Source organism: [Acidovorax] ebreus TPSY (assembly GCF_000022305.1).
Lineage (GTDB): Bacteria > Pseudomonadota > Gammaproteobacteria > Burkholderiales > Burkholderiaceae_C > Diaphorobacter > Diaphorobacter nitroreducens.
The window spans coordinates 3163957-3185509 of sequence record NC_011992.1; the positions used below are offsets into that span (position 1 = coordinate 3163957).

Below are 21553 nucleotides of genomic sequence, written 5' to 3' on the forward strand. Positions count from 1 at the left end.
TTCCCCCTATCCGACTGCAGCTCTTCTTACGCTGGTATGAACCAGATCAAGTTCGCGGTTCCGGCGGTCAGGTCCGCCATCTCAGCACGCCGTTACGTGCACCCCGGAGCGGGGCCAAGTATAGGCGACTTGACCGCCAGCAAGGTGCCTTACAGCAGACGCTCGAGGATCAGCACCAGGAAAAACATGGACGCCGCGATCACGGTCCATTTGACGATGACCAGTCCAAAACGCTTGTAGCGCTGCTGTCCCGTAGCGGCAAAAAAGGCAAACGACACGCCGGCAGCCAGCAGCAGCAGAAGGACAGCCCATCGGAAGATCAACATGCACGCGTCCCCCGTCCATTACCAGGCACGCACCGGCTGTGTGAAACCTGCGGGCGCCTGGCGCTCATTCTCGAAGGTCACGATCTCCCACGCATCCTCGTGGGCCAGCAGTTCGCGCAACAGCAGGTTGTTCATGGCGTGGCCCGAGCGGAAGGCGCTATAGGCCGCCAGCAGCGGCTTGCCAACGAGGTACAGGTCACCCATGGCATCGAGGATCTTGTGGCGGGCGAACTCGGCGTCGTAGCGCAGACCATCGGCGTTGAGCACCTTGTAGTCGTCCATGACGATGGCGTTGTCCAGCCCGCCACCCAGCGCCAGGCCGCTGGAGCGCAGCATCTCCACGTCCTTCGTGAAGCCGAAGGTGCGGGCGCGCGCAATGTCGCGCGCGTAGTTGCCTTCGCCCAGATCGAACTCCGCGCTCTGCCCGGTGGAGTCCACGGCGGGGTGGGCGAAGTCGATGTCGAAGCGCAGCTTGAAGCCATGGTAGGGCTCCAGCCGCGCCCACTTGAGCTGCTGGCCCGTGCCTTCACGCACTTCCACGGGGCGTTTGACGCGTATGAAGCGCTTGGGCGCGTTCTGCAACTCCACCCCCGCGCTTTGCAGCAGGAACACGAAGGAAGCGGACGATCCGTCGAGGATCGGCACCTCCTCCGCCGTGATGTCGATGTAGAGGTTGTCCAGCCCCAGCCCTGCGCAGGCCGACATGAGGTGCTCCACGGTATGCACCTTCGCACCGCCGGCGCCAATGGTCGAGGCCATGCGCGTATCCACGACAGCCGTGGCGGTAATGGGAATGTCCACGGGCTCCGGCAGATCCACGCGGCGGAACACGATCCCCGTGTCCGGCTGTGCCGGACGCAACGTCAACTCGACCCGCTGGCCGCTGTGCAGGCCTACGCCCACAGCGCGGGTCAGGGTCTTGATGGTGCGTTGCTGAAGCATCCCGCGATTTTAGGCGGCCAGACACGGGCCGGCAGTACCCCTTTTCTATGACGTTGATAGCAGGTAGACGTTCTGCCGCCTGCCTTGCGCGTCGATCGGCAGAAGCGCTGACGCACGGACAACGCGCAGGTCGCCGAACAAATTTGGAACAAATGCGATAGTTATGTTAATAAATGTTTACAAAACCCGCCATCTTGGCGAATTTCGGAGAAAGCCCCCCATGACCAAGCTCAGCCTCAAGATGAAGATTCTTGCCATGCTGGGAACGGCGCTGCTCGCGCTGATCGTGATGTCTACCCTGTCGTTGCTGCAGGAGCGCAAGCTCATCATCGACGCCCGCAAGGAAACGCTGACCACCGCCGTGCAGACGGCGCACAGCATCGTCGCCGCTTACAAGGAAGCGGCCGACAAGGGCGCGATGAGCGTAGAGGACGCGCAGAAGGCCGCCAAGGAATCCCTGCGCCTGTCGCGCTACGGCGGCGCGGAAGGCAAGACCGAGTATTTCTACATCTGGACCATGGACAGCCGCGGCGTGATGCACCCCATCAAGCCCGAGTGGGAAGGCCAGGACATGGCCGGCAAGCTCAAGGACGGCGATGGCAACGACCTGCTCAAGCAGATCACGGACGCACTGCAGCGCAGCAAGGATGGCAAGGCGTATGTCTCTGCCAGGTTCATGCGCCCTGGCGAGCAGACGCTCGCACCCAAGCTGCAATACGCCGTGCGCATCGATGGATGGAACTGGATGGTGGGCTCCGGCCTGTACACCGACGATATCGATGCCGCAGTGCGCCAGGCGCTGCTGACCGACCTGCTGGTGGTCGCGCTCGTCACCCTTGCCGTGGGAGTGGTCGGTTTTGCGGTGTTCCGCTCGGTGGTGCGCCAGATCGGCGGCGAACCTGCCCACGCCATGAGCGTCATGTCGGAAGTCGCGCAGGGCCATCTGGACACCGCTATCCCTCCCGCGCCCGCGGGATCGCTGATGGATGGACTGTCGCAGATGGTGGCCTCGCTGCGCCGCCTCGTGGTCGAGGTGCGCAGCGCCTCAGACAGCATTGCCACCGCGGCCAGCGAGATCGCGCAGGGCAACAACGACCTGGCCCATCGCACCGAGGACACGGCCAGCAACCTGCAGGCCACGGCCAGCAGCATGGAAGAGCTCTCCAGCACGGTGCGCCAGACCTCCGACGCCACCCAGACCGCCAACCAACTGGCCGCATCGGCCGCGCAAGTGGCGGCACGCGGCGGGGACGTGGTATCCCAGGTGGTGAGCACCATGGAAGGCATCAACGCCAGCAGCGGCAAGATCAGCGACATCATCGGCGTGATCGACGGTATCGCCTTCCAGACCAACATCCTGGCGCTCAACGCTGCCGTGGAGGCCGCACGCGCCGGCGAACAAGGCCGGGGCTTTGCCGTGGTGGCCGGAGAAGTCCGCACGCTCGCGCAGCGCAGTGCGCAAGCCGCCAAGGAGATCAAGGCGTTGATCAACGATTCGGTGGAAAAGGTCCGCTCCGGCACGACACTGGTGGACAGCGCCGGCAGCACCATGACCGAGATCGTCAGCAGCGTTCAGCGGGTGACGGACATCATTGGCGAAGTGCGCGCCGCCACCTCCGAGCAAAGCCAGGGCATTGCCCAGGTCAGCACCGCCATGCACCAGCTTGACCAGATGACGCAGCAGAACTCCGCGCTGGTGGAGGAATCCACCGCCGCGGCGGCCAGCCTGCGCGAGCAGGCCATGAAGCTGACGGACGTGGTGGCGCTGTTCCGCGTGCAGGCGGGCGAGGTACAGCGGCCCCGCCCCGCCACGGCGACCACGCGTGCTGCAACCCCCGCGGCGCGCCCGGCCGCAAGCGCACCTCGCGCTCTGTCCACTCCCGCGGCACCCGCGCTACAGGCCAAGCCCGCCAAGGCGCCCAGCGCCGGCCCGGACGACGGCGACTGGGAGTCGTTCTGACGCCGATCCGTGCGGTGCCCGCAGGCGCCAGCGCGCGCCGTGTAGCGCACGTCATACGGATGCGCGACCGCACATGAAAAAGCCGCTGGCACGCCAGCGGCTTTTTCATTCAGGCACCTTGGTCGTGGCGCCGGTGGAGCTTCAGTCCGCCTGCTTGCGCAGGAAGGCCGGAATCTCCAGTTCGTCCATGCCGCCCGAAGACAGCGCATCCACGCGCGCCGTGGCCACGGAACGGTTGGTGCGCCAGACGCTCGGCACGGCCATGCTGCCGTAGTCGGCCTGGGCCGCACCGCCTACCATGCCGGCGGAAACTCCGACCGCTGCGCCGGCCATCGGCATCTGGTACGCCACGTTGTCCGTGCCGGTGCGCAGGCTGCCCTGCACCACCTGCATGGGCTGGCGGCGCGCGTTCTGGCGCGACAGGCCCGTGGCCACCACGGTCACGCGGATCTCGTCACCCAGCGTGTCGTCGTATGCCGCGCCGAAGATCACATGCGCGTCCGGCGAGGCGTAGGCGTTGATGGTGTTCATTGCCAGCCGCGATTCGGCCAGCTTGAGGCTGCCCTTGCTTGCCGTGACCAGCACCAGCACGCCCTTGGCGCCCGACAGGTCGATGCCTTCGAGCAGCGGGCAGGCGATGGCCTGCTCGGCTGCAATGCGCGCGCGATCCGGGCCGCTGGCCGTGGCCGTGCCCATCATCGCCTTGCCGGGTTCGCCCATCACGGTGCGCACGTCCTCGAAGTCCACGTTCACCTGGCCGTACTCGTTGATGATCTCGGCGATACCGCCGACCGCGTTCTTGAGCACATCGTTGGCGTGCGCGAAGGCTTCTTCCTGGGTGATGTCATCGCCCAGCACCTCCAGCAGCTTCTCGTTGAGCACGACGATCAGCGAGTCGACGTTGGCTTCGAGCTCGGCCAGTCCATCGTCGGCGTTCTTCATGCGGCGCCCGCCCTCCCAGTCGAAGGGCTTGGTGACCACGCCCACCGTGAGGATGCCCATCTCCTTGGCCACGCGCGCGATCACGGGCGCAGCGCCCGTGCCCGTGCCGCCGCCCATGCCGGCGGTAATGAACAGCATATGCGAGCCCTGGATGGCCTGGCGGATGTCCTCCTGCGCAGCCTCGGCGGCCTCGCGGCCCTTGTCGGGCTTGCTGCCCGCGCCCAAGCCGCTTGCGCCCAGTTGGATGGTGCGATGCGCCGTGCTGCGGGTGAGCGCCTGCGCGTCGGTGTTGGCCGTGACGAACTCCACGCCCTGCACGTTGCGCGAGATCATGTGCTCGACGGCGTTGCCGCCGCCCCCGCCGACACCGATCACCTTGATCTGCGTGCCCTGGTTGAACTCTTCGGACTCGATCATTTCGATGGTCATGATGGTGCTCCTGAAACTTGGGTTGTGATTTGCAATTGCCGTAGGTTGGTGTTTGTTAGGGGACGGTCATTGCCGTCGGGCGGAGGCGCGGTACTTCGCCATCGCCCGCGGCGCCGCGGCGGCGGACTGGCGCGTGCCATCCAGAGCGGGGGGAAGGTCATGTCAGAAGTTCCCCACGATGAAGTCCTTGAACCGGCCAAATGCGGTCTTCACCGACCCGCTCTTGGCTGCCACCTTGAAGCCGCGCAGGCGCGCCAGGCGCGCCTCTTCCAGCAGGCCCATGACGGTAGCGGCGCGCGGCTGGGCAATCATGTCGGCCAGCGCGCTGGAGTACTTCGGGATGCCGCGGCGCACGGGCTTGAGGAAGATGTCCTCGCCCAGCTCCACCATGCCCGGCATGACGGAGCTGCCGCCCGTGATCACGATGCCCGAGGACAGCACCTCCTCATACCCGGACTCGCGGATCACCTGCTGCACCAGCGAGAAGATCTCCTCCACGCGCGGTTCGATCACACCCGCCAGCGCCTGCTTGGACAGCATGCGCGGGCTGCGGTCGCCCAGGCCCGGCACCTCGACCTGCGCCTCAGGGTCGGCGAGCAACTGCTTGGCGTAGCCACTCTCCACCTTGATGTCCTCGGCGTCCTTGGTGGGTGTGCGCAGCGCCATCGCGATATCGCTGGTGATCAGGTCGCCCGCGATCGGGATCACCGCCGTGTGGCGGATCGCCCCCCCGGTGAAGATGGCCACATCGGTGGTGCCCGCGCCAATGTCCACCACGGCCACGCCCAGTTCGCGCTCGTCATCGGTAAGGACAGCCTGGCTGCTCGCCAGCGGGTTCAGCATCAGCTGCTCCACTTCCAGGCCGCAGCGGCGCACGCACTTGATGATGTTCTCGGCCGCGCTCTGCGCGCCGGTCACGATGTGGATCTTGGCCTCCAGGCGGATGCCGCTCATGCCGATGGGCTCTTTGACATCCTGCCCGTCGATCACGAATTCCTGCGGCTCCACCAGCAGCAGCCGCTGATCGCTGGAGATGTTGATGGCCTTGGCCGTCTCCACCACGCGCGCCACGTCCGCCGGCGTGACCTCCTTGTCCTTCACGGCCACCATGCCGCTGGAGTTGAGGCCGCGGATATGGCTGCCCGTGATGCCGGTATAGACGCGCTGGATCTTGCAGTCGGCCATCAGCTCGGCCTCCTTCAGCGCCTGCTGGATGCTCTGCACCGTGGCGTCGATGTTCACCACCACGCCGCGCTTCAAGCCGTTGCTGGGGGCTACGCCCAGGCCGGCCAGCTTCAGCTCGCCCCCGGGCAGCACTTCAGCGACGACTGCCATGACCTTGGCGGTGCCGATGTCCAGCCCCACGACCACGTCTTTGTATTCTCTTGCCATAGTTCTCTGTCCTGCCCTCAGTTGTTCTGCCCCGCCCTGCGCGCACGCGACGCCGCGCGCAGCGCAGCCGCCTTCTGTGCATCCGTACTCACGGTGGTGACGCCGCGCAGGCGCAGCGCATAGCCGCTTTCATGCCGCAAGTCGGCGTACTCCAGCGCATCCACGCGACGCCCCTGCCGCTGCGCCACGTCCGGCAGCGTGTGCACCAAACGCGACACGCGCTGCATCAGCAATTGCGTCGAGCCACTCCCCAGCTCCAGCACCGCCCCGCTGTCCAGCGTGACCCGCCAGCCTCCATTCCCCGTGAGCTGCAACGAGTCGATGCCGGAACCCAGCGGCGCCAACGCGGGGGCCAGCTGGCGGTACATCTGCAGCAACTCCGCGGAGCGCTCGGGCGTGCCCATCAGGCGCGGCAGGTTGTCCTGCTCCAGGTCGCCCGCGTCGGCTTCAAAGACCTCGCCCCGGCTATTGACCAGGGTGTCGCTGCCTTCGGCGCCCCAGTAGGCGACCACGTCGTGCTCCTGCAGCTGCACGCGCAGGCCACTGGGGAACTCGCGGCGCACATAAGCCTGCCGCACCCAGGGCACCTGCTCGAAGGCGCGGCGCGCGGCCTGCAAGTCGATGGTGAAGAAGTTGCCCACGAGTTGCGGCGCAACGTTGGCACGCAGGCTCAACGCGCTGGTGTGCACGAGGTCGCCCTCCACCACGATGCGCCCGATCGAGAACGCGGGATGGCGCAGCAGCCAGCCCCCGCCCACCGCCAGCACGGCCAGGGCGCAGCCCAGGAACAGGACCGTAGCGGTCATGTTCATGAGGCGAACGTCCAGCGGTGCGGGCAGCGTGTTGTTCATACCGGCTCCCGTCCTCCTGCCGCACCGGCCCGGCCCTGCAGCGCGTCCAGCGACGCGCTCGCCAGGATGCGCAGGCACAGGTCGGGGTAGCTGATGCCGCTGGCATTGGCCGACATCGGCACCAGCGAGTGGCCGGTCATGCCAGGCGAGGTGTTGATTTCCAGCAGGAAGGGCTTGCGATCGCTCGCGCGGATCATGATGTCGGCGCGCGCCCAGCCGCGGCAACCCAGCGTACGGTAAGCCTGCACGACGATGCGCTGGATCTCGCGCTCCTCGGCCTCGGGCAGGCCGCTCGGGCAGTGGTACTGCGTGACGTCGGTGAAGTATTTGTTCTGGTAGTCGTAGTTGCCTTGCGGCGCCTCGATGCGGATCACCGGCAGCGCGCGCGCCTCGGCGCCTTGGCCCAGTATGGGACAGGTGGTCTCGTCACCATCGATGAACTGCTCGCACAGCACCTCGGGGTCATGCTGCGCGGCCAGCCGATACGCCTGTTCGCACTGCCCCAGCGAAGTGACCTTGGTCAGGCCGATGGTGGAGCCCTCGCGCGAGGGCTTGACGATCATCGGCGCGCCCAGCTCCTGGAAGGCCTGGGCCGTCTCCGCACTGCTGGACACCAGGCGCCAGTCTGGCGTGGGCAGGCCGTCCGCGCGCCAGATGCGCTTGGTCATGATCTTGTCCATGGCGATGCTGGACGCCATCACGCCGGGACCGGTGTACGGAATGCCCAGCAGCTCCAGCGCGCCCTGCACCGTACCGTCCTCGCCATGGCGGCCGTGCAGCGCGATGAAGCAGCGGCTGTAGCCGTGGGCCTTGAGCTCCGACAGATCACTGTGCGCGGGGTCGAACGCATGCGCGTCCACGCCACGCGAGCGCAGCGCCTGCAGCACGCCGCCGCCCGACATCAGCGACACCTCACGCTCGGCCGACGTGCCCCCCATGAGCACGGCCACTTTGCCCAGCGCCTTCACATCAATCTTGGGGTCGTTTTGGCTCATTGCGCCCGTCCTTCCTGCGCTAGCAGCTCATTTTTTTGTAGCAAATCAACCACCTTGGCGGGTACGCCACCGATCGAGCCCGCCCCCATGCACAGCACCACATCGCCATCCCGGGCGCCCGCGGCAATGCGCTGCGGCATGTCGGCCACGTTGTCGATGAACACCGGCTCCACCGTGCCGGCCACGCGCAGTGCGCGCGCCAGCGACCGGCCGTCGGCCGCCACGATGGGAGCCTCGCCCGCGGCATAGACCTCGGTCAGCAGCACCGCGTCGGCTGTGCCCAACACCTTGACGAAGTCCTCGAAGCAGTCGCGCGTGCGGCTGTAGCGGTGCGGCTGGAAGGCCAGCACCAGGCGCCGCCCCGGATACGCCCCGCGCGCGGCCGCAAGCGTGGCCGCCATCTCCACCGGGTGGTGCCCGTAGTCCTCGATGAGCGTGAAGTGCCCCCCACCCTGCGCGGGCAGGTCGCCGTGGCGCTGGAAGCGCCGCCCCACCCCGGTGAAACCGGCGAGTGCGCGCAGCAGGGCGTCGTCGGGCACGTTCAGCTCGGCCGCCACGGCGATCACCGCCAGGGCGTTGAGCACGTTGTGCTCGCCGGCCAGGTTGAGCACGACCTGCAGGTCCGGCAGCGTCACGCCGTTGCGCCGCTGCACGGTGAAATGCATCTGCGTGCCCACGGCACGCACATCCACGGCGCGCACCTCGGCATCCTCGGACAGGCCGTAGCTCGTCACCGGGCAGGTCACCAGCGGCAGGATGTCGCGCACCGCCGGGTTGTCGATGCACAGGATGGCCGTGCCGTAAAACGGCATACGGTGCAGGAAGTCCACGAACGCCTGCTTGAGCCGGCCGAAGTCGTGGCCGTAGGTCTCCATGTGATCGGCATCGATGTTGGTGACCACGGCCATCACAGGCAGCAGGTTGAGGAACGAGCCATCCGACTCGTCGGCCTCGACCACGATGTACTCGCCCTGGCCGAGCTTGGCATTGGTGCCCGCGCTGTTCAGCCGCCCGCCGATCACGAAGGTCGGGTCCAGCCCCGCCTCCCCCAGCACGCTGGCCACCAGGCTGGTGGTCGTGGTCTTGCCGTGTGCGCCGGCAATGGCGATGCCCTTGCGCAAGCGCATCAGCTCGGTCAGCATCAACGCGCGCGGCACCACGGGAATCTTGCGCTCACGCGCGGCCAGCACCTCGGGGTTGTCGGCCTGCACAGCGGTGGAGGTCACCACGGCGTCCGCACCAGCGATGTGCGCCGCCGCGTGGCCCACATGGGTGGCCACGCCCAGTGACTGCAGGCGGCGCAGCGTGGGGCTGTCGGCCAGGTCGGAGCCGGAAACCACATAGCCCAGGTTGTGCAACACCTCGGCAATGCCGCACATGCCGGAGCCGCCGATGCCGACGAAGTGGATGTGGCGAATGGCCTGCTTCATCGTGCCAGCCTTTCACATGCCGCGACGATGTCGCGGGTTGCGTTGATCTTTCGCATCGTGCGTGCCTTTTGCGCCTTGGCCAGCAGGTCCTGGCGCTTCATGTTCTGCAGCATCTCGGCCAGGCCGTGGGCGGTCAGGTCGGCCTGCTGCACCAGCCAGCCCCCGCCCACCTTCACCAGGTACTGCGCGTTGGTGGTCTGGTGGTCGTCCACCGCGTGCGGGAATGGCACGAACACCGCCGCAGCCCCCACGGCCGCAATCTCCGTCACCGTGCTGGCGCCCGCGCGGCACAGCACCAGGTCCGCTTCGGCGAACGCGGCCGCGGTGTCCTCGATGAACGGCGTGAGCGTGGCCTCGACGCCCGCCGCCGCGTAGCTGCGGCGCAGCGCCTCGATCTGGGACTCTCCGCTCTGGTGGGTGACGATGGGACGGTCCTGCTCATGGATCCATGCCAGCGCCTGGGGCACGATGTCGTTGAGCGCCTTGGCGCCCAGACTGCCGCCCACCACCAGCAGGCGCAGCGGACCTTCGCGCCCGGCAAGGCGCCGCTCGGGACGGGGCTGGCGCGTGAAGGCGCGCCGCATGGGGTTGCCCACCCACTGCGCATCGGGCAGCACATTGGGAAAGGCCGTGTAGACCCGCGTGGCCAGCCGCGACAGCAGCTTGTTGGCCATGCCGGGCACTGAGTTCTGCTCGTGCAGCAGCAGCGGCTTGCGCGCCAGGCGCGCGGCAATGCCGCCAGGGAAGGTGACGTACCCGCCCAGACCGATCACCACGTCCGGCTGCAACCGGCGCACGACCGCGCGCGCCTGCAGGCATGCGCGTGCCAGCCGCAGCGGCAAGGCCAGCAGCGTCTTCAGGCCCTTGCCGCGCACGCCGGAGAAATCGATGGGCTCGAACGCGAAACCGCGCGGCGGCACCAGGCGCTCTTCCATGCTGCCGGGCGTGCCCAGCCAATGCACCTGCCAGCCACGTTCGCGCAGCGCCTCGGCCAGTGCCAGGCCAGGAAAGATATGTCCGCCCGTGCCACCGGCCATGACCAGCGCCGTGCGTTCGCGCGCGGGAAGGGAGTGCGCAGAGCGCTCCAGGACCTGCGTCGCAGGAAAGTTGGACTGAACGCCCTCGCGCCGTCCGGCCCGCGCGCGCGCGGATCGCCCACGGCGGGGGTGATGGCTGTGGCCGAAACGTGACGTCATGTCGGCGCTCCTGGTGCGCGGCGCGCGCGCAGGGGCATGGCAAGCCGGCAGTACCGACGCACTGCCACAAGCCCGAGGTGGTGAATAAGGTTCCTCATGCACGGCCTCCGCGCATGAGCAGCTTGTTTTCGTAATCCACACGCAGGACCACCGCGATGGCGACCAGGTTCATCAGGATGGCCGATCCGCCAAAGCTCATCAGCGGCAGCGTCAGCCCCTTGGTGGGCAGCGCCCCCAGGTTCACTCCCATGTTGATGAAGGCCTGAAAGCCCACCCAGATCGCCACGCCCTGGGCCACGAGGCCCGAGAACACGCGGTCCAGCGCGATGGCCTGGCGGCCGATGTGCATGATGCGCCGCGTCATCCACAGGAAGGCGACGATCAGCGTGAGCACGCCCACCAGGCCAAATTCTTCGCCGATCACCGCCAGCAGGAAGTCGGTATGCGCCTCGGGCAGCCAGTGCAGCTTCTCGACGCTGCCACCCAGCCCCACACCGAAGATCTCGCCGCGGCCGATGGCGATCAGCGCATGCGAGAGCTGGTAGCCCTTGCCCAGGGCGTGTTGCTCGCTGAACGGATCGAGGTAGGCAAACACGCGCTCGCGGCGCCAGGGTGAGCTGGCGATCATGATGGCGAAGGCCGCCACCAGCACACCCGCAATCAGGAAGAACATGCGCGCGTTCACGCCCCCCAGGAACAGGATGCCCATGGCGATCACCGCGATCACCATGAAGGCGCCCATGTCGGGCTCTGCCAGCAGCAGCGCACCCACCACCGCCACGGCGGCGGCCATGGGCAGCACGGCGCGAAAGAACCGCTCCTTGACCTCCATCTTGCGCACCATGTAGTCCGATGCGTAGATCAGCACCGCGAACTTCGCCAGCTCGGACGGCTGGAAGTTCATGAACCCCAGGCTGAGCCAGCGCCGCGCGCCGTTCACCATGGTGCCCACGTGCGGGATCAGCACCGCGATCAACAGCACGATGGAGGCCACGAACAACCACGGCGCCATGCGCTCCCAGGTGTCCATCGATACCTGGAACGCGATCAGTGCCGCGACGAACCCCACGCCGATGGCAATTGCGTGGCGCAGCAGGAAGTGCGTGGGCGCGATGTTGCCGAAGCGCGGGTTGTCCGGCATGGCGATCGAGGCTGAATACACCATCACCACGCTGAAGGCCAGCAGCAGGACCACCACCCACAACAGTGCCTGGTCGAAGCCCAGCACGCGCGCGGGCGTGGCGGCCGTGCGACGGTATTCGGTGCCGCCCACGCGCACGGGCAGGACGTCGGCGTTTGCGGCCGGCGCGGCACCCGCCCAGGCCCGCATGCGCTGCCACAACGAGGGACGGGAAGCGGCGGTCGCGGCGGTCATGCCGTCCCTCCTTCCAGCGTCTGGCCGGCGTCTTCGGCCAGCGCCTGCACGGCTTCGCAGAAAACGCGAGCGCGGTGCGCGTAGTTGTCGAACATATCCAGGCTGGCGCAGGCGGGCGACAGCAGCACGGCGTCGCCCACATGGGCGCGCTGTGTGGCCAACTGCACGGCCTCGGGCAGCGTGGCGGCGTCCTGCAGCGGCACGCCGCAGCCCTGCAGCGCGGCGCGGATCTGCGGCGCGTCGCGCCCGATCAACACCACCGCGCGCGCATAGCGCGCCACGGGCGCGGCCAGCGGCGAGAAGTCCTGACCCTTGCCGTCGCCACCCAGGATCACCACCAGGCGCCGGTCGGCGCCCAGCCCGGTCAGCGCAGCCACCGTGGCGCCCACGTTGGTGCCCTTGCTGTCGTCGAAGTACTCCACCTCGCGCACGATGCCCACGGGCTCCACGCGGTGCGGCTCACCGCGGTATTCGCGCAGGCCGTAGAGCATGGGCGCGAGCGGGCAGCCCGCAGCCTGGGCCAGCGCCAGCGCAGCCAGGGCATTGATGGCGTTGTGCCGCCCGCGGATGCGCAGCGCGTCGGCGGGCATCAGGCGCTGGATGTGCAGCTCGGCGTCCTGCGCCTTGCCGCGCTTGGCCGTTTCGTCCGCTTCGTGTGCACGCACCAGCCAGGCCATGCCGCTGACCACCTCGATGCCGAAGTCCCCCGGGCGCTGCGGCATGTCGCCACCGAAGGTCACGTGTGCGCGCAACTGGGGCTTCTGCAGCTTCACGCGCACTGGCGGCGGCAGCAGGGCCATGACTTCCGCGTCCTCGCGGTTGAGCACCATGAGGCCGGTTTCGCCGAAGATGCGCCCCTTGGCCTGTGCGTAGGCCTGCAGGCTGCCGTGCCAGTCCAGGTGGTCCTGCGTGATGTTGAGCACGGCCGCGGCCGTGGGCTCGAAGCCCTGCACGCCATCGAGCTGAAAGCTCGACAGCTCCAGCACCCACACCTCGGGCAGCGTGCCCGCGTCGATGTGCTGCGCCAGCGTATCCAGCAGCGTGGGGCCGATGTTGCCGGCCACCGCCACGCGCTTGTCCGCGCACTCCACCAGCAGCCCCGTGAGCGAGGTCACGGTGGTCTTGCCATTGGTGCCGGTGATGGCCAGCACCGCGGGCGCATAGCCCTGACCGGCGCGCAGCTCGCGCAGCGCCTGCGCATACAAACCCAATTCGCCTTCCACGCTTATCTGGCGGGCGCGAGCAGCTATAACAACAGGAGCAATCTCATTCGGACTCAGACCTGGCGAACGGTATACCGCGTGCAGCGCGCGCCCCCGCACCAGGGTCTCATCGAAGGCGCCGGCGATGAACTCCACCTGCGGCAGTTCTGCGCGCAGCACCGCCAGCTGCGGCGGACTGCTGCGCGTGTCGGCCACGGTGACCTGCGCACCACAGCGCACACACCAGCGCGCCATGGCCAGGCCCGAGGCGCCCAGACCCAGCACCAGCACCTGCTTGCCGGCAAGCGCGGGCGGCGCCTGCGGGGCCTCCTCGGACGCGACGGCAGGCTCCTCAACGGCGTGGTCCGCAGCCGGAGAAACGGGGGTGTCTTCAGCAGACGTGCCAGCGCCACCGTCTGCCGGAGCCGCGTCGGCAAAGATGCGCGCCACGAACTCGGCCGCGGCGGCCGCGGCTGACACCGCGGGTGCGGTGTAGTCATAGCGCGCCGCTGCATCTTGCGCGGGCGCTGGCAAGGGCGATAGATCCTGCGGCGGACTGTCGTGCGCCGCATCCCGCGGCAACGCGTCGTCCCGCTCCCCGGGCGTGGGAGTGGACGGGGGCGCCGGGGGCACAGTCGTCGCTGCGGCGCCGAGTGCGTCGGGGTGCAGGGGATCGTGGTGGCCAGTGTTCATCGCAGCTTCAGCGTGGTCAAACCCACGAGGCACAACAGCATGGTGATGATCCAGAAGCGCACGACCACCTGCGTCTCCTTCCAGCCGCTCTTTTCAAAGTGGTGGTGCAGCGGCGCCATCTTGAGGAGGCGCCGGCCCTCGCCATACTTGCGCTTGGTGTACTTGAACCAGGTCACCTGCAGCATCACAGACAGCGCTTCCACCACGAAGATGCCGCCCATGATGGCCAGCACGATCTCCTGGCGCACGATGACCGCGATCGTGCCCAGCGCAGCGCCCAAAGCCAGCGCGCCGACGTCGCCCATGAAAACCTGTGCCGGGTGGGTGTTGAACCACAGGAAGGCGAGGCCCGCGCCAGCCATGGCGGCGCAGAAGATCAACAACTCGCCCGAGCCGGCGATATAAGGGAACAGCAGGTATTTCGCATAGCCCGCGTTACCGGTCACGTAGGCGAAGATGCCCAGCGAGGCGCCCACCATGATCACGGGCATGATGGCCAGGCCGTCCAGGCCGTCGGTCAGGTTCACGGCGTTGCTGGAGCCCACGATCACCAGGTAGGTCAGGATCACGAAGCCCAGCACCCCCAGCGGGTAGCTCACTTCCTTGAAGAACGGCACCAGCAGGCCTGCCTTGGGCGGCAGGTCCATCAAAAAGCCGGACTGCACCCAGGTGATGAACAGCTCGAACACCCGCGTGTTGGAGTTCTCGGAAATGCTGAACACCAAGTACAGCGCGGCCAGCAGCCCGATCACCGATTGCCAGAAATACTTCTCGCGCGAACGCATGCCCTCGGGGTCCTTGTTGACCACCTTGCGCCAGTCGTCCACCCAGCCAATGGCGCCAAACCCCAGCGTCACGGCCAGCACGATCCACACGAAACGGTTGGACAGGTCGAACCACAGCAGCGTGGAGATGGCAATGGAACCCAGAATCAACACGCCGCCCATGGTGGGCGTGCCGCTCTTGGACAGGTGCGTCTGCATGGCGTAGCCGCGGATCGGCTGGCCGATCTTGAGCGAGGTCAGCATACGGATGACCTTCGGCCCCGCGATCAGGCCGATGAGCAGCGCCGTCAGCGCCGCCATCACCGCCCGCAGCGTGAGGTACTGGAACACCCGCAGAAAGCTCAGCTCGGGCGACAGGCCTTGCAGCCATTGGGTCAGCATCAGCAGCATGCGGCTCCCCCTTGCGCGGCAGCGCCTGCGGCGCCGTCCTCATGCAGTGCCTGCAGCGCCTGCACGACCTGTTCCATCTTCATGAATCGCGATCCCTTCACCAGCACGCTGCCCACCGTGGGCAGGGCCTGCCCCACTGCGGCCTGCAGCGTGGCCATGTCCTTGAAATGCCGTGCGGCCGTCCCACAGGCCTGCACGGCGTGGGCGCTCAGGTCGCCCAGCGCAAACAGCTGCTCGATGCCGCGCACACGGGCGTGCGCGCCGGCCTCGGCGTGGAACTGCGACCCCTGGTCGCCCACCTCGCCCATGTCCCCCAGCACCAGCAGGCGCGGGCCAGGCAGTGCGGCCAACACCTCGATGGCCGCATGCACCGAGTCGGGGTTGGCGTTGTAGCTGTCGTCCACCACCGTGATGGAACGCCCCCCGCAACGCACGGCCAATGCGCGCGAGCGCCCGTTGACCGGTGCGAAAGCCGCCAGCCCTCGCGCAATGCTCGCCAGAGGCCCCCCCGCCGCCAGCGCGCAGGCCGTGGCGGCCAGGGCATTGGTGACGTTGTGGCGCCCTGCGATGGCCAGCCGCGTATCGAATGCGCCGTTGGGGGTGTCGATGCGCACCTGCCATGCGCCATCGCCCCATTGCGCTGCGGCGCAGCGCACCTCGCCCGCGGCCTCGCCAAAGGTCAGGCAGTGCCGCGTGCCGGCCAGCTCGCGCCACAAGGGCGTGAAGGCATCTGCCGCCGGGAACACAGCCGTGCCATCGGCCGGCAGGGCAGACAGCACGCTGCCGTTCTCGTGCGCCACGGCCTCGACCGTGTGCATGAATTCCAGGTGCTCGCGCTGGGCGTTGTTGACCAGGGCCACGGTGGGCCGGGCAATGTCCGCCAGATTCGCGATCTCGCCGGGATGGTTCATGCCCAACTCGACCACCGCAGCCTCATGGCCCGGCCGCAGGCGCAGCAGCGTGAGGGGTACGCCCACGTCGTTATTGAAGTTGCCCTGCGTGGCCAGCGCGGCGTCGCCTTTCCAGGCCCGCAGCACCGCCGCGATCATTTGCGTGACCGTGGTCTTGCCGTTGCTGCCGGTCACGGCGATCAGCGGCAGATCCCGCTGCGCGCGCCAGCCGGTGGCCAGCGCACCCAGGGCGGCCAGGGTGTCGGGTACCTCGATGCCGGGCAGACCAGCGTCGGCCAGGCCCGCATGCGCAATGGCCGCCGCGGCGCCGGCCGTTCGCGCCTGGGACAGAAACTGGTGCGCATCGAAACGCTCACCCTTGAGCGCCACGAACAGGTCACCTGCGGCCAGCGTGCGGGTATCGGTGTGCACGCGCGCAAGCGGCGTGGCACCTTCGCCGATCAGTCGCGCACCAGGAATGCGGGCGCGCAGCAGATCAAACGCCTGTTGCAGCGTCATCATGGGGGAGTTGTTCTGGTGGTGGCTCATGCCACGCCTCCTCGGCGCGCGAGCGCTGCACGCGCATGCGCCATGTCGGAGAACGGCACACGCTGGCCCGCCGTCTCCTGGTAGTCCTCATGGCCCTTGCCGGCAATCAGCACCACATCGTTGGCGCCGGCATCGGCCAGCGCTTGCGCGATGGCCGCGGCACGGTCGACCTCGGCACGCACGCTGGTGCCTGCAATCGTGCCCAGCAGGATCTGGTGGATGATGGATTGCGGCTCCTCACCCCGCGGGTTATCGCTGGTGACGATGACCTCGTCGGCCTCGCGCTGTGCCACGGCTCCCATCAGCGGACGCTTGCCGGCGTCGCGGTTGCCACCGCAGCCGAACACGCACCACAGCCGCCCTCCGCGCTGCGCCGCCACGGGCTTGAGCGCGGCCAGCGCCTGGTGCAGCGCATCGGGCGTGTGGGCATAGTCCACAGCCACCAGCGGCTGGCCAGCGGCCGCCAACTGCTCCATGCGCCCGGGCACGGGCCGCAGGCGCGCACAGGCCTGGAGCGCCTGCGCCAGGGGCACCCCCAGCGCACGCATGCCTGCAATCACGCCCAGCAGGTTGGACACGTTGTACAGGCCGATGACCTGCGTTTGCAGCACCTCGGTATGCGCGCCTTCGGCCACCGTGAAGGCCAGGCCGGCACCCGTGTGCACGATGTGCTTGGCCTGCAGGCGGGCGGGGCCCTGCAGGGAGACGCTCCACAGATCCAGGTCGCTGCCCTGCAGCTCGGCGTGCAGAGCGGCGCCCTGCGGGTCGTCCACATTGACCACGGATGCGCGCAGCCCCGGCCAGTCGAACAGTGCGCGCTTGGCTTGCCAGTAGGCGGCCATGCCCGGGTGGTAGTCCAGGTGGTCCTGCGTGAAGTTGGTGAACAGCGCCACGTGAATGCGTGTGCCGTCCAGGCGGTGCTCGGCCAGGCCGATAGACGATGCCTCGATGGCGCAGGCGCGATGGCCCGCTTCCGCAAACTGCGCAAAGGCGCGCTGCAGGCGCACCGGGTCGGGGGTCGTCATGCCCGTGGTCTGCAACGCTGGCGGCACGCCCATGCCCAAAGTACCCACCAGCGCGCATCCAGCAAGCGCTGGCAGCTCTTCTTTTGATAGCTGATTGAGCGCATCCGCCAGCCACCAGGCCGTGCTGGTCTTGCCGTTGGTGCCAGTCACGGCCAGCACCTGCAGGCGCTGGGTGGGGTGGCCGAACCATTCGGAGGCAATCATGCCGGTCGCGGCCTTGAGGCCGCGCAGCGCCGCGATGTGGTCTCCCGCGAGGGCGAAGGGCTCCACGCCCTCGCACTCCACCAAGCAGGCGGCAGCGCCGCGCGCCACGGCGTCGCCCACGTGGGCGCGCCCGTCCGTGGCCGCGCCGGGCCAGGCGATGAACCCATCGCCCGGCTGGATCAGGCGGCTGTCCGTCTGCAGCGTACCCGTGACGCGCTGGCGCAGCCAGTCCACGGCCTCCTGCAGGGTGGTGAGCGTGTGCAGTGCGTTCACAGCGATTCCTCCACACCGTTGGAGACGATGAGCGGCTTGACAGCCATGTCGGGCGCCACGCCCATCATGCGCAGGGTCTGCTGCACCACTTCACTGAACACCGGTGCCGCAACCGCACCGCCGTAGATCACGCCGTTGCTGGGCTCGTCGACCATCACGGCCACGATGATGCGCGGTTGGTCGATGGGCGCAAGCCCGGTGAACCAGGCGCGGTACTTGCCCGAGGCGTAGCTCTTGCCCACCTGCTTGCGCGCCGTGCCGGACTTGCCGCCTACGGAATAGCCCACCGTCTGCGCCTTCTGGCCCGTGCCGCCGGGCCCCGCGGCCATCTGCAGCATCTTGCGCACCTGGTTGGCGGTGCGTTCGGAAAACACGGGCACGCCCACGGGCGCTTCGTGGGTCTTCAGCATGGTGGCGGGAATCACCTTGCCGCCGTTGGAAAACACGGTATAGGAGCGCGCCATCTGGAACAGGCTGGCCGACAGCCCGTAGCCGTAGGACATGGTGGCCTGCTCGATGGGCCGCCAGCTTTTGTAGGGGCGCAGCCGCCCGCTCGCCACCCCCGGAAAGGCGATCTGCGGCTTTTGCCCGAAGCCGACGGCAGAGAAGGTTTCCCACATTTCCTGCGCCGGCAGCTGCATCGCGATCTTCGTGGTACCCACGTTGCTGGACTTCTGGATCACGCCCTCCACGGTCAACAGCCCGTAGTTGTGCGTGTCACTGATCGTCGAGCCGGTAATGGTCAGGCGGCCTGGCGTGGTGTCCACGCTGGTTTCGGGCTTGAAGCGGCCGCTCTCCAGCGCCAGCCCCACCGTGATGGGCTTGATGGTGGAGCCGGGTTCGAACACGTCGGTGAGCGCGCGGTTGCGCAGTTGCTCGCCCGTCAGGTTCTGACGCTTGTCGGGCACATAGCTGGGGTAGTTGGCCAAGGCCAGCACCTCGCCCGTGCGCGCATCCAGCACCACCACGCTGCCGGCCTTGGCCTTGTGCGCCTGCACGGTGTCGCGCAGCTTCTGGTAGGCGAAGAACTGCACCTTGCTGTCGATGGACAGCTGCATGTCCTTGCCATCCACGGGCGGCACTTCGGCGCCTACGCCCTCCACCACGCGGCCCAGGCGATCCTTGATGACACGGCGCGACCCCGGCTTGCCCGCCAGATCCTTGTCGAAGGCCAGCTCCATGCCTTCCTGACCATGGTCTTCCACGTTCGTAAAGCCCACCACGTGCGCGGCGGCTTCGCCCTCTGGATACTGGCGCTTGTATTCCTTGCGCAGGTAGATGCCCTTCAGCCCCAGGGCGGTGATCTGCTGGCCCACGTCCCAGTCGAGCTGGCGCTTGATCCAGACGAAGGTCTTGTCCTCGTCGGCCAGCTTGCCCTGCAGCGTGGACAGCGGCATATCCATGAGACGCGCCAGGTCCTTGAGCTTGGCGCGCACCTCGGGTTTGGCCATTTCCACATCTTCAGGGATGGCCCAGATGCTGGCCGCCGGAACGCTGGAAGCGAGGATCAGGCCATTGCGGTCGAGGATGCGGCCCCGGTTGGCCGGCAGCTCCAGCGTGCGCGCAAAGCGCACCTCGCCCTGGCGCTGAAAGAAGTCGTTGCCGATCACCTGCACGTAGGCGGCGCGCCCCGCCAGGCCCACGAAACCCAGCGCCACCAGGGCGACGATGAACTTGCTGCGCCAGACAGGTGTCTTGCTGGCCAGCAGAGGGCTGGAGGTGTAGTTGACGCTGCGGCTGCTCACGGCGCGCGCCCCTCGCCAGCTGGCACGACGACGTTACCGCCGTCGGTCACGTATTCGGTAATGGCCGGCGTGGCGGTACGCATCTGCAGCCGGTCGCGCGCCAGGCGCTCCACGCGCAGCGGCGTGGCCTGCGCGCGCTTGTCCACCTGCAGACGCTGGTGCTCGGTCTCGAGGCGGCGCGACTCAGCCACCGCGCGATCGAGTTCGGTGAACAGCCTTCGCGACTGGTATTGCGTATGCACCAGGTATAGCGCGCTGGCCATCACCGCCAGCAGCAGCACAAGGCTGATGCGCGTCATCGCCCGCCTCCCGTGTGCCCTGCAACGCTCGAAGGACTGTGCCGCGAAGCGAGCGCGCCCCGCACATGCGCGCGCAGCGGCGTGGCGACATGGCACATCCGCGCGTCGCTCATGCGGGCACCTCCGTGCGTTCTGCCACGCGCATCACGGCGCTGCGCGCACGCGCGTTGGCGGCCACCTCGTCCGTGCTTGGCTTGATGCGCTCCAGCGCCTTGAGCCGCATCGGCTGGGGCGGCGCGAACGGTGCACGGCGGTCGTAGACCTCCTTGGAGTGCTGTGCGATGAACTGCTTGACGATGCGGTCTTCCAGCGAGTGGAAGCTGATGACCACCAGCCGGCCACCGGGCCGCAGCACGCGCAGACTGCCTTCTAGCGCCTGCTGCAGCTCCTCAAGCTCGGCGTTGATGAAAATCCGAAGAGCCTGAAATGTGCGCGTTGCAGGGTTCTGGCCCGGCTCGCGGGTCTTGACCGCGCCAGCCACGATGTCGGCCAGTTCGGCGGTGCTTGAAATGGGGCCGCGTTCCGTGCGCCGAGCAACAATCGCCTTTGCAATGGGGCCAGCAAACCGTTCTTCACCGTAGTCACGTATCACCTCCGCAATCTGTGCCGCTTCGGCATCTGCCAGCCACTCGGCCACGCTCTGGCCACGCGTGGTGTCCATGCGCATGTCCAGCGGACCATCGAAACGAAAACTGAACCCGCGCTGTGGGTCGTCGATCTGCGGGGAGCTCACGCCCAGGTCCAGCAGCACACCGGACACGCTGGCGGCGGGCAGTTCCCCGAGATGGCTGAACCCCTGGTGCCGAATGGAAAAGCGCGCATCCGTGATGCGCGCCGCTGCTTGAATGGCTTCGGTGTCCTTGTCGAACGCCACCAGCCGGCCTTGCGGCCCCAACCGCTGCAGGATGAGCCGCGAATGCCCTCCCCTGCCAAAGGTGCCGTCCACGAAGGTGCCCGCAGGCGCATCGCCATCGCCCAGCAAGGCGTGCACCGCCTCGTCGAGCAGGACCGTGGTGTGTTGCAGGGGCTGGTTCACACGCGGCCCCTAGAAAGAGAAATCCTTGAAGACATCGGGCATCTCGGCCTGCATGGCCGCGGCTTCCTTGGCCTCGTAGGTGGCCTTGTCCCACAGCTCGAAGTGGTTGCCCATGCCCAGCAGGATGGCGTCCTTGGACAGGCCGGCCGCCTCGCGCAATTCGGGCGAGACCAGCACCCGGCCGGTGCCGTCCATCTCCACGTCCATCGCGTTGCCGAGGAAGATGCGCTTCCACCATTGCGCGGACATGGGCAGCTGGGCAATGCGCTCGCGGAACTTCTCCCACTCGGGACGGGGGAAGACCATCAGGCAGCCATCGGGGTGCTTGGTGAGGGTGAGCTGGCCGCCCGCCTGCGCCGTGAGGGCGTCACGATGCCGGGTCGGCACGGACAGCCGCCCCTTTGCATCCAGACTCAGCGATGACGCCCCTTGAAACACCGATGGAACCCCTTGCCCGCTACTGCCGCTTTCCACCCCGAGAGAGGGCGCAAAGGGCACTTTTCACCACTTAATTGCACTTTTTTGCACTGTAGCAGGAAAAGAACACCAGGCAAGAGGCGCCGCAACAAAATTTTGCAATGAAATCAAGGACTTAGCGCCGATTTCCAAGGTGAAAATCGGGCA

Annotated in this window: 18 protein-coding genes and 1 riboswitch; of the genes, 1 reads left to right on the forward strand and 17 read right to left on the reverse strand. The window is 67.7% G+C overall.

Translation table 11 applies throughout. The features are described from left to right. Nucleotides 1-6: 6 nt before the first annotated feature. Nucleotides 7-116, reverse strand: a riboswitch (TPP riboswitch). A gap of 33 nt (nt 117-149) precedes the next feature. Both DTPSY_RS18575 and lpxC read right to left on the reverse strand, forming a co-directional pair. Further along, complete coding sequence (locus tag DTPSY_RS18575) at nt 150-326, reverse strand: hypothetical protein (RefSeq protein WP_011806756.1); 177 nt, start codon at nt 324-326, stop codon at nt 150-152. A gap of 18 nt (nt 327-344) precedes the next feature. Further along, nucleotides 345-1268 (reverse strand): UDP-3-O-acyl-N-acetylglucosamine deacetylase, encoded by a 924-nt coding sequence (lpxC, locus tag DTPSY_RS14880; protein ID WP_015914257.1) that lies wholly within the window; start codon nt 1266-1268, stop codon nt 345-347. A gap of 220 nt (nt 1269-1488) precedes the next feature. On the opposite strand from lpxC, the gene DTPSY_RS14885 reads away from it, so the two are divergent. Then, a complete protein-coding gene (locus DTPSY_RS14885) occupies nt 1489-3228 on the forward strand; it encodes a methyl-accepting chemotaxis protein (protein WP_015914258.1) in 1740 nt (579 codons plus the stop codon). Nucleotides 3229-3369: 141 nt separating this feature from the next. Here DTPSY_RS14885 and ftsZ read toward each other — a convergent pair whose 3' ends face one another. The 15 genes from ftsZ to mraZ all read right to left on the reverse strand — a co-directional run bounded on the left by ftsZ (nt 3370) and on the right by mraZ (nt 21367). Continuing rightward, a complete protein-coding gene (gene ftsZ / locus DTPSY_RS14890) occupies nt 3370-4599 on the reverse strand; it encodes a cell division protein FtsZ (protein ID WP_011806759.1) in 1230 nt (409 codons plus the stop codon). Nucleotides 4600-4761: 162 nt separating this feature from the next. After that, nucleotides 4762-5991: a cell division protein FtsA gene (gene ftsA / locus DTPSY_RS14895; protein WP_015914259.1), complete on the reverse strand. Its 1230-nt coding sequence runs from the start codon at nt 5989-5991 to the stop codon at nt 4762-4764. Nucleotides 5992-6008: 17 nt separating this feature from the next. Further along, the gene (locus tag DTPSY_RS14900) at nt 6009-6842 is read right to left on the reverse strand and encodes a cell division protein FtsQ/DivIB (RefSeq protein ID WP_015914260.1); all 834 of its coding nucleotides are present in this window, start codon (nt 6840-6842) and stop codon (nt 6009-6011) included. Then, complete coding sequence (locus DTPSY_RS14905; protein ID WP_015914261.1) at nt 6839-7837, reverse strand: D-alanine--D-alanine ligase; 999 nt, start codon at nt 7835-7837, stop codon at nt 6839-6841. The genes DTPSY_RS14900 and DTPSY_RS14905 overlap by 4 nt, the downstream gene beginning before the upstream one ends. Beyond that, entirely contained in the window at nt 7834-9267 is a 1434-nt protein-coding gene (gene murC, locus DTPSY_RS14910; protein WP_011806763.1) for a UDP-N-acetylmuramate--L-alanine ligase, read from the reverse strand. Before murC ends, DTPSY_RS14905 begins: the two co-directional genes overlap by 4 nt. Further along, nucleotides 9264-10463, reverse strand: coding sequence for an undecaprenyldiphospho-muramoylpentapeptide beta-N-acetylglucosaminyltransferase (gene murG, locus DTPSY_RS14915; protein WP_015914262.1), 1200 nt, complete (start codon nt 10461-10463; stop codon nt 9264-9266). The genes murC and murG overlap by 4 nt, the downstream gene beginning before the upstream one ends. A 94-nt stretch (nt 10464-10557) precedes the next feature. Beyond that, a complete protein-coding gene (ftsW, locus tag DTPSY_RS14920) occupies nt 10558-11838 on the reverse strand; it encodes a putative lipid II flippase FtsW (RefSeq protein WP_015914263.1) in 1281 nt (426 codons plus the stop codon). Continuing rightward, complete coding sequence (gene murD / locus DTPSY_RS14925) at nt 11835-13733, reverse strand: UDP-N-acetylmuramoyl-L-alanine--D-glutamate ligase (protein WP_015914264.1); 1899 nt, start codon at nt 13731-13733, stop codon at nt 11835-11837. Before murD ends, ftsW begins: the two co-directional genes overlap by 4 nt. After that, nucleotides 13730-14908, reverse strand: coding sequence for a phospho-N-acetylmuramoyl-pentapeptide-transferase (mraY, locus tag DTPSY_RS14930; protein ID WP_011806767.1), 1179 nt, complete (start codon nt 14906-14908; stop codon nt 13730-13732). Before mraY ends, murD begins: the two co-directional genes overlap by 4 nt. Further along, entirely contained in the window at nt 14899-16347 is a 1449-nt protein-coding gene (locus DTPSY_RS14935) for a UDP-N-acetylmuramoyl-tripeptide--D-alanyl-D-alanine ligase (RefSeq protein WP_015914265.1), read from the reverse strand. The genes mraY and DTPSY_RS14935 overlap by 10 nt, the downstream gene beginning before the upstream one ends. Beyond that, nucleotides 16344-17849, reverse strand: coding sequence for a UDP-N-acetylmuramoyl-L-alanyl-D-glutamate--2,6-diaminopimelate ligase (locus tag DTPSY_RS14940; RefSeq protein WP_015914266.1), 1506 nt, complete (start codon nt 17847-17849; stop codon nt 16344-16346). The genes DTPSY_RS14935 and DTPSY_RS14940 overlap by 4 nt, the downstream gene beginning before the upstream one ends. Next, nucleotides 17846-19594 carry a peptidoglycan D,D-transpeptidase FtsI family protein gene (locus DTPSY_RS14945; protein ID WP_015914267.1) on the reverse strand — a complete coding sequence of 583 codons (1749 nt, stop codon included), beginning with the start codon at nt 19592-19594 and terminating at the stop codon, nt 17846-17848. Before DTPSY_RS14945 ends, DTPSY_RS14940 begins: the two co-directional genes overlap by 4 nt. After that, nucleotides 19591-19893: a cell division protein FtsL gene (gene ftsL, locus DTPSY_RS14950; RefSeq protein ID WP_015914268.1), complete on the reverse strand. Its 303-nt coding sequence runs from the start codon at nt 19891-19893 to the stop codon at nt 19591-19593. Before ftsL ends, DTPSY_RS14945 begins: the two co-directional genes overlap by 4 nt. Before the next feature lie 109 nt (nt 19894-20002). Beyond that, a complete protein-coding gene (gene rsmH / locus DTPSY_RS14955) occupies nt 20003-20929 on the reverse strand; it encodes a 16S rRNA (cytosine(1402)-N(4))-methyltransferase RsmH (protein WP_015914269.1) in 927 nt (308 codons plus the stop codon). Nucleotides 20930-20938: 9 nt separating this feature from the next. Next, nucleotides 20939-21367 (reverse strand): division/cell wall cluster transcriptional repressor MraZ, encoded by a 429-nt coding sequence (gene mraZ / locus DTPSY_RS14960; protein ID WP_011806773.1) that lies wholly within the window; start codon nt 21365-21367, stop codon nt 20939-20941. Between the last annotated feature and the right edge of the window lie 186 nt (nt 21368-21553).

What these genes read in the sequence shown, in the direction of transcription:
- DTPSY_RS18575 (WP_011806756.1), bottom strand. Translation starts at nt 326, where the DNA reads ATGTTGATCTTCCGATGGGCTGTCCTTCTGCTGCTGCTGGCTGCCGGC.
- lpxC (WP_015914257.1), bottom strand. Translation starts at nt 1,268, where the DNA reads ATGCTTCAGCAACGCACCATCAAGACCCTGACCCGCGCTGTGGGCGTA.
- DTPSY_RS14885 (WP_015914258.1), top strand. Translation starts at nt 1,489, where the DNA reads ATGACCAAGCTCAGCCTCAAGATGAAGATTCTTGCCATGCTGGGAACG.
- ftsZ (WP_011806759.1), bottom strand. Translation starts at nt 4,599, where the DNA reads ATGACCATCGAAATGATCGAGTCCGAAGAGTTCAACCAGGGCACGCAG.
- ftsA (WP_015914259.1), bottom strand. Translation starts at nt 5,991, where the DNA reads ATGGCAAGAGAATACAAAGACGTGGTCGTGGGGCTGGACATCGGCACC.
- DTPSY_RS14900 (WP_015914260.1), bottom strand. Translation starts at nt 6,842, where the DNA reads ATGAACAACACGCTGCCCGCACCGCTGGACGTTCGCCTCATGAACATG.
- DTPSY_RS14905 (WP_015914261.1), bottom strand. Translation starts at nt 7,837, where the DNA reads ATGAGCCAAAACGACCCCAAGATTGATGTGAAGGCGCTGGGCAAAGTG.
- murC (WP_011806763.1), bottom strand. Translation starts at nt 9,267, where the DNA reads ATGAAGCAGGCCATTCGCCACATCCACTTCGTCGGCATCGGCGGCTCC.
- murG (WP_015914262.1), bottom strand. Translation starts at nt 10,463, where the DNA reads ATGACGTCACGTTTCGGCCACAGCCATCACCCCCGCCGTGGGCGATCC.
- ftsW (WP_015914263.1), bottom strand. Translation starts at nt 11,838, where the DNA reads ATGACCGCCGCGACCGCCGCTTCCCGTCCCTCGTTGTGGCAGCGCATG.
- murD (WP_015914264.1), bottom strand. Translation starts at nt 13,733, where the DNA reads ATGAACACTGGCCACCACGATCCCCTGCACCCCGACGCACTCGGCGCC.
- mraY (WP_011806767.1), bottom strand. Translation starts at nt 14,908, where the DNA reads ATGCTGCTGATGCTGACCCAATGGCTGCAAGGCCTGTCGCCCGAGCTG.
- DTPSY_RS14935 (WP_015914265.1), bottom strand. Translation starts at nt 16,347, where the DNA reads ATGAGCCACCACCAGAACAACTCCCCCATGATGACGCTGCAACAGGCG.
- ftsL (WP_015914268.1), bottom strand. Translation starts at nt 19,893, where the DNA reads ATGACGCGCATCAGCCTTGTGCTGCTGCTGGCGGTGATGGCCAGCGCG.